This is a genomic window from uncultured Pseudoflavonifractor sp., assembly GCF_944387275.1.
GTDB lineage: Bacteria > Bacillota > Clostridia > Oscillospirales > Oscillospiraceae > Pseudoflavonifractor > Pseudoflavonifractor intestinihominis.
On record NZ_CALXEG010000015.1, the window covers coordinates 49,383 to 56,455 of the forward strand.

The 7,073-nt window shown below is 62.7% G+C and carries 3 protein-coding genes and 2 tRNA genes; all 5 read left to right on the plus strand.

Translation table 11 applies throughout. From position 1 onward, the window contains the following. The first annotated feature begins 41 nt into the window (after positions 1-41). The 5 genes from Q0K23_RS05590 (at position 42) to Q0K23_RS05610 (ending at position 6,593) form a co-directional block, all read left to right on the plus strand. Positions 42-1,463 carry a MerR family transcriptional regulator gene (locus tag Q0K23_RS05590; protein ID WP_294518971.1) on the plus strand — a complete coding sequence of 474 codons (1,422 nt, stop codon included), beginning with the start codon at positions 42-44 and terminating at the stop codon, positions 1,461-1,463. A gap of 395 nt (positions 1,464-1,858) precedes the next feature. Next, positions 1,859-1,945 (plus strand) — tRNA-Leu (locus Q0K23_RS05595). Between the two features lie 4 nt (positions 1,946-1,949). After that, a tRNA-Met gene (locus Q0K23_RS05600) sits at positions 1,950-2,026 on the plus strand. A 66-nt stretch (positions 2,027-2,092) separates the two neighbouring features. Next, on the plus strand, positions 2,093-3,214 hold the full coding sequence (gene prfB, locus Q0K23_RS05605) for a peptide chain release factor 2 (protein ID WP_294518974.1): 1,122 nt from the start codon (positions 2,093-2,095) through the stop codon (positions 3,212-3,214). A gap of 325 nt (positions 3,215-3,539) precedes the next feature. Next, complete coding sequence (locus tag Q0K23_RS05610) at positions 3,540-6,593, plus strand: alpha/beta fold hydrolase (protein WP_294518976.1); 3,054 nt, start codon at positions 3,540-3,542, stop codon at positions 6,591-6,593. The last annotated feature ends 480 nt before the right edge of the window (positions 6,594-7,073 follow it).

The window sequence follows — 7,073 nt, forward strand, 5'->3', positions numbered from 1 at the left end:
GGTTCATACCTTATCCTGAGCACAACAAGAGGAAAGGCGGGATGAAGATGACCATACGGGAAGCGGAACAGCGCACCGGTCTGGACCGGGCCACCATACGGTTCTACGAGAAAGAGGGGCTCATCAGCCCCGGGCGGCAGGACAACGGCTACCGGGATTACGGCGATGGGGAGATCACATCTCTGCTGCGGATCAAGCTGCTGCGGGAGCTGGGGGTGTCCCTGGAGGAGATCCGGGCCTTGCAGCAGGGGGAGCAGGCTCTGCCGGTCACCCTGGAGCACCGGATGGCCGCTTTGGAACAGGAGATAGCGGACGCGGGAGCGGCCCGGGAGACCTGCCGGGCCATCCGGGATGAGGGCGTGGACTACGGAAGCCTGGACCCGGAGAAGTACCTGAACCGGGAGAACGCCCCGGTGTTCCGGGACGCGCCGGCCCCGGTCCTGTGCCCCTGGCGGCGGCTGTTCGCCCGGCTGCTCGACATGGAGCTGTACCAGCTGTTGTGGATCGCCCTGCTCTCCCTGGGGTTCCACATCAACATGGCGGAGCGGAACGCACTGTTGTGGTGGCTGGACTCAGTCATCTGCCTGGTGTTCATGATTATGGTGGAGCCCATCCTGCTGAGCCGGTGGGGGACCACGCCGGGCAAGGCCCTCTTCGGCCTGCGGGTGGAGAAGGCGGAGGGCGGCCGCCTGACCTACGGAGAGGGCAACGCCCGCACCATGTCCATGGTCTGGAAGGGGCTGGCTTGGAACATCCCCATCTACACCCTGTTCCGGCTGGTGAAATGTTATGACGTCTACTGCAAGCGGGGCGCGCTGCCCTGGGACGAGGCCCAGGACCTGGTGGTGGAGGCAAAGCCCAAAAGCAGCCTGCGAAACGCCGCCTTTGTGGCGGCCACGGCGGCGGTCCTTGCGCTGTCTGTGCTGGTGTCCTTTGCGGGCGCCTTTCCGCCCCACCGGGACGGCCTGACCCCGGCGGAGTTCGCAGAGAATTACAACTTCCTGGCGGAATATTACGGCAGCCCCACGTATATTCTGGAGCAGGACGGGAGTTGGACGGCCCTGGAGACCCGGGGCGGGGCCTACGTGATCCAGCTGCCGGGGATGGAGCGGCAGCCCCTGACCTGGGAGACCGACAGCCAGGGGAACCTGACCGCGGTTACCGCCTCCTGGAACTGGGACGGAACCGCCTTTGCGGAGTGGCCGGGGCTGGATATGCAGATGATGGCCCTGGCCTTTGCGGCCGGGGAGGGGAATTGGTTTGCCTACTGGGGCAAGCTGGAGCTGATGGACACGGTGGCCCATGCGGATGTGTTCTCCAGCCTGAGCCGGACGGACCAGGGAATCAGGCTGGACTGGGACACCCGGCTGGAGGGCGACGTGATAGTGGGGGACTATTTTGCGGTGGGGGAGGAGGACGCCGTGTGCAGCGGCCGGATCACCTTCACCATCCGCCGGGCATGAGATATGACAAGGGCGGAGGCTGACAGAAAGGGAAGCAGCCTCCGCCCGGCGGCTCAGCGGTCACTGACCTGCCATTCGGACTCCATATAAAAGATGTAGTCATCCACATCCTCCCGGGGGTCCGCCACCGGCGGCTGGGCGGGAAGGGAGACAGGCTTGTGCTCGGACATAGGCGCCCTCCTCTCAGAGAAAATTTTGCCCCTCATATCATGGTATGCGGCGGGGCGGAGAAGATGCCCGCCGCCCAGAAGGCTCACCGATTTAAAATACGCCGTCGGGGCGGAACAATGCAGTCGAAGCGGGGAGAAAGAAAATTTAAATTTTGCATTGACAAAGTGTCTTGCATATGGTATTCTTAATAAGCACCTAAAAGGACGGAGAACTGGATCGTAAATGCCGGAGTGGCGGAATTGGCAGACGCCCGGGACTTAAAATCCCGTGGGAGGAATCCCGTGCCGGTTCGACCCCGGTCTCCGGCACCAATATCGCGGGGTAGAGCAGCTTGGTAGCTCGTCGGGCTCATAACCCGGAGGTCAGAGGTTCAAATCCTCTCCCCGCAACCAGAAAAGGCTCCCTGACCTTTAAGGTCAGGGAGCTGATTTTATGCTGAACGACGATAGGAGGCACTCATGCTTCAATTTGATGAGTACAAGGTAAAGCTCAATAACCTGAAGCCCGAGCTGGACGACCTGGGCCAGGCCCTGGGCCTGGAGGCCGCGGAGCGGGAGCTGGAGATGCTGGAGTCTGAGAGTGCCTCGGACGGCTTCTGGGACAATCTGGAGAAGGCTCAGAAGATCCAGCAGCGCATCAAGCAGCTCCACCACAAGGTGGACGGCCAGAAGAAGCGGCTGGGCGAGTGGGAGGACCTGCTGACCCTGTGCGAGATGGGCAACGAGGAAGAGGACGAGTCCCTGGTCCCCGAGCTGGAAGAGGGCTTCAACAAGCTCTCCGCCGACATGGAGGAGGCCCGGCTGTCCACGCTGTTCACCGGCGAGTACGACGACAACAACGTGGTGCTGGCCATCCACGCCGGCGCCGGCGGCACCGAGGCCCAGGACTGGGCCCAGATGCTGCTGCGGATGTACACCCGCTGGGCCGAGCGCCACGACTTCGAGTACCAGGTGGTGGACTTCCAGGACGGCGATGAGGCGGGCATCAAGTCCGCCACCGTGATGATCCAGGGTGAGAACGCCTACGGCCACCTCCGCAGCGAGCACGGCGTCCACCGTCTGGTCCGCGTCTCCCCCTTTGACGCCAACGCCCGCCGGCAGACCTCCTTTGCCGCTGTTGAGGTCATGCCCGACCTGCCCGAGGACGCCGACGTGGAGATCCGCCCCGAGGACTACGAGATGCAGGTGTTCCGCTCCTCCGGCGCAGGCGGCCAGCACATCAACAAGACCTCCTCCGCCGTCCGGCTGATCCACCACGCCACCGGCATCGTGGTCTCCTGCCAGACCGAGCGCAGCCAGTTCCAGAACAAGGACACCTGCCTGCGCATGCTGCGTGCCAAGCTGGTGGAGCTGAAGATGCAGCAGCACGCCGAGAAGATCTCCGACATCAAGGGTGTGCAGCTGAAGATCGAGTGGGGCAGCCAGATCCGCTCCTATGTGTTCATGCCCTATCAGCTGGTGAAGGACAACCGTACCGGCTACGAGACCAGCAACGTCAACGGCGTCATGGACGGCGATCTGGACGGCTTCATCAATTCCTATCTCAAGTGCGAGGCCACCGGCACCTGGGTCAGCAAGTAAAAAAAGAAAAAACTCCCACAAAATGCCCTGGAATTCCAGTTCCAGGGCATTTTGTGCGTTTTGGGGCGAAAAATACCGCCGTTGGCAGGGTAACGCAAAAAATAAAAAACTTGTAAACCGGCTTGTTTTTCTGCCACCGTTTTGTTACTATTAAGGTGTCTTGAGGAAAGGGAAGGGAGAGTGCCCGATGCCGTTTCCAGTCCCGGAGACGCGGCTTCCGGCGGAGCAGGGGGGCCAGCCGGATAAAAGACGCGCCCGGGAAAAGACGGCCAGAGCATACGACCGCACCCTTTCCTGAAAAGGAATGAAAGGTGGAATGTCTCAGATGAAGCGTACGAGTAAGTTCCTGTCCCTTCTCCTGGCGCTGGCAATGGTGTGTTCCCTGTTCGTGCCCGCCATGGCCGCGGAGGGGGAAGACGGTATCGTGGTGCTCTATACCAACGATATCCACTGCACCTCGGACGACGGCCTGTCCTATGCGGCCATCGCCGGCTACAAGGCTCAGATGGAAGACACCTATGGCGCCGACAACGTCACCCTAGTGGATGACGGCGACGCCATCCAGGGCGGTATTCTGGGGTCCATGTCCAGCGGCAGCTGGATCATCGACATCATGAATGCCGTGGGCTACGATCTGGCCATCCCCGGCAACCATGAGTTCGACTTCAAGATGGATACCTTCCTGGACATCGTGAAGAACCAGGCTGAGTTCCCCTATCTGAGCTGCAACTTTGTGGATGCCGACGGCAACCCCGTGCTGGACGCCTACAAGATCATCAGCTACGGCGACGTGGATGTGGCCTATGTGGGCATCTCCACCCCTGAGACCCTGACCAAGTCCGCCCCCGCCTACTTCCAGGACGAGGCCGGCAACTACATCTACGGCTTCTGCCAGGGCAACGACGGCAAGGACCTGTATAACCAGGTCCAGAAGACCGTGGACGCCGCCCGTACCGCCGGCGCGGACTACGTGGTGGCTCTGGCCCACCTGGGTGTGGACGCCCAGAGCTCCCCCTGGATGTCCACCGAGGTCATCGCCAACACCACCGGCATTGACGTGGTGCTGGACGGCCACTCCCACAGCACCGTCGCCTCCCAGACCGTGAAGAACGCGGCCGGTGAGGACGTGCTCCTCAGCCAGACCGGCACCAAGGCCGAGAACATCGGCAAGCTGGTCATCGCCCCCGACGGCACCATGACCACCGAGCTGGTGGCCCTGGCCGACGTGGACACCACCAGCAAGGCCTACACCGATGCCAAGACCTTCGTGGAGGGCATCCAGGCTGAGTACAGCGAGAAGGCCAACGAGGTCGTGGCCACCAGCAGCGTGGACCTGACCATCAACGACCCCGTCACCGGCAGCCGCGCCGTCCGCTCCGCCGAGACCAACCTGGGCGACCTGTGCGCCGACGCCTACCGCATCCTGCTGGGCGCTGACATCGGCTGGGTCAACGGCGGCGGCGTCCGCGACAACATTGCCGCCGGCGACATCACCTACGGCGACATCATCGCCGTCCACCCCTTCGGCAACCTGGCCTGCCTGGTTGAGGTCACCGGCCAGCAGGTGCTGGACGCCCTGGAGCTGGGCGCCATGCAGGTGGGCGTGTCGGAGAGCGGCGGCTTCCTCCAGGTCTCCGGCATCAAGTTCACCATCGACCCCACCATCCCCTCCTCCGTGGAGCTGGATGACGCCGGCAACTTCGTGAAGGTGGCCGGCGACCGCCGCGTGTCCGACGTCCAGGTGCTGGACAGCAAGACCGGCGAGTACAAGGCCATTGACCCCGCCGCCACCTACACCCTGGCCTCCCACAACTACATGCTCAAGGACGGCGGCGACGGCTACGCCATGTTCGGCAAGGACAACATCACCATCCTCAAGGATGAGGTCATGGTGGACAACGAGGTCCTCATCAACTATATCAAGGACGAGCTGGGCGGCGTGGTCGGCGAGGAGTACGCCGATCCCTACGGCCAGGGCCGCATCACCATCAAGTACAAGGGCGTGGTGCCCGGCACCTGGTATGTGGAGGCTGCCCGCTACGTGATGGACAACAGCATCATGACCGGCTCCGGCAACGGCTTTGATCCCGACGGCATCGTCACCCGGGGCACCGTGTTCCAGACCCTGTACAATATGGCGGGCACTCCCGACGTGACCGAGGCCGCCACCTTCTCCGACGTGACCGGCAAGTGGTATGCCAAGGCCGCTGCCTGGGCCGAGGACGAGGGCCTGACCTCCGGCACCGGCACCGGCCTCTTCAACGGCGACGCCGCCATCACCCGCCAGGAGCTGGCCAAGATCTTCGCCGACTACACTGCGTCCAAGAATATCCTGCCCACCGAGGACGCGGACCTGAGCACCTACACCGACGCTGACAAGATCCCCGCCTGGGCCTCTGACGCCATGGAGACCGCCGTGTCCCTGGGCATCGTGAAGGGCTCCAACAACCAGCTCAACCCCGGCGGCACCGCCACCCGCGCCGAGCTGGCCCAGATCCTGCTGAACATCTCCAAGCTCAACGCGGTCTACACCGAGCAGACCGTGTCCATTGAGGTTCCCGCTCAGGACGGCGTGCCCGCCCACACCATGACCGCCGTCGTCACCGTGCCCACCTCCGCCACCAAGGACGCCAAGGTCCCCGGCGTGGTGATGCTCCACGGCACCGGCTCCAACCTCCACGAGGTCAACGGCGCCTATGACATGGCCGCCGCTGAGATGGCCAAGCAGGGCCTGGCCACCATCCGCTTCAACTTCCAGGGCATTGACGAGGGCACCGAGGCCCTGTATGTGAACTACAGCTACACCTCCGCCAACATCGACGCCAAGGCCGCCGCCGACTATCTGGCCGGTCTGGAGACCGTGGACGGCGACAAGCTGGGCGTCATGGGCTGGAGCCAGGGCGGCACCAACGCCTTCCTGGCCGCCGCTGCCTATCCCGACACCTTCAAGAGCGTGGTCACCTGGGCCGGAGCTCTGGACCTGACCACCATGTTTGAGGACTTTGACGCCGCCTATGCCGAGGCTGAGAAGAACGGCTCCTTCACCATGGAGTTTGACTGGCGTACCGCCCTGCCCACCGGCTTCCAGTGGTTCAAGGACGTGAAGGACACCGACGTGCTGGAGAAGGTCAAGACCATCAAGGCCCCCATCCTCACCATCAACGGCGCGGCTGACACCGTGGTGGACCCCGCCAGCGGCAAGACCGTTGCGGACGCCGCCCAGAACGAGGCCTCTGCCAACCTGATCATTGAGAACTGCGACCACACCCTGAACATGTTCTCCGGCGACTACACCGCCATCAATCAGGTCATCTCCGCCACCACCGCCTACTTCGTCTCTACCCTGGGCGGCACCGTGGCTGCTGACCAGGCCGCCTGAGAAAGAGTATCGTCAACGCCATAGCGCAAAGAGGCCCCGCCGGTATATCCGGCGGGGCCTCTTCATCTGTCCGGGGGAGTCCGCTATTTCAGGCAAAGCGCCTGGTCTGGCGGCCGACAAAAAAGGGCCCCCGGAACAGCGTTCCGGGGACCCAAAGTCTGGCGTTTGATTAATACATGCCGTCCGCCCTTCCCGGGGATTTTAAGGCTTGCCCACGCAGGTGTGTACAAGCCTCCGTATCCCTTCTGCCGCAGGGATTTTGCGGGATTTTGGGGTGAGCATCCGATGTTCGGATCTCCTGCAAATCTACACAGATATGGATAAGTCTTGACGCAAATGGTGTAAGAAGCGGTGTATGGAAAATGTCCGGTTTTAATCCTGTCATAGGTTGGCTGCGATCTGCTCAAAGGCGTGCTTGACGGAGTTGTAGTCCGTGTGGGTATAGACATCCAGGGTGACGCTGGCGCTGGAGTGTCCCAT

Coding starts and splice junctions, on each gene's coding strand:
- Q0K23_RS05590 (WP_294518971.1), top strand. CDS start 42: ATGAAGATGACCATACGGGAAGCGGAACAGCGCACCGGTCTGGACCGG.
- Q0K23_RS05610 (WP_294518976.1), top strand. CDS start 3,540: ATGAAGCGTACGAGTAAGTTCCTGTCCCTTCTCCTGGCGCTGGCAATG.
- prfB (WP_294518974.1), top strand. CDS start 2,093: ATGCTTCAATTTGATGAGTACAAGGTAAAGCTCAATAACCTGAAGCCC.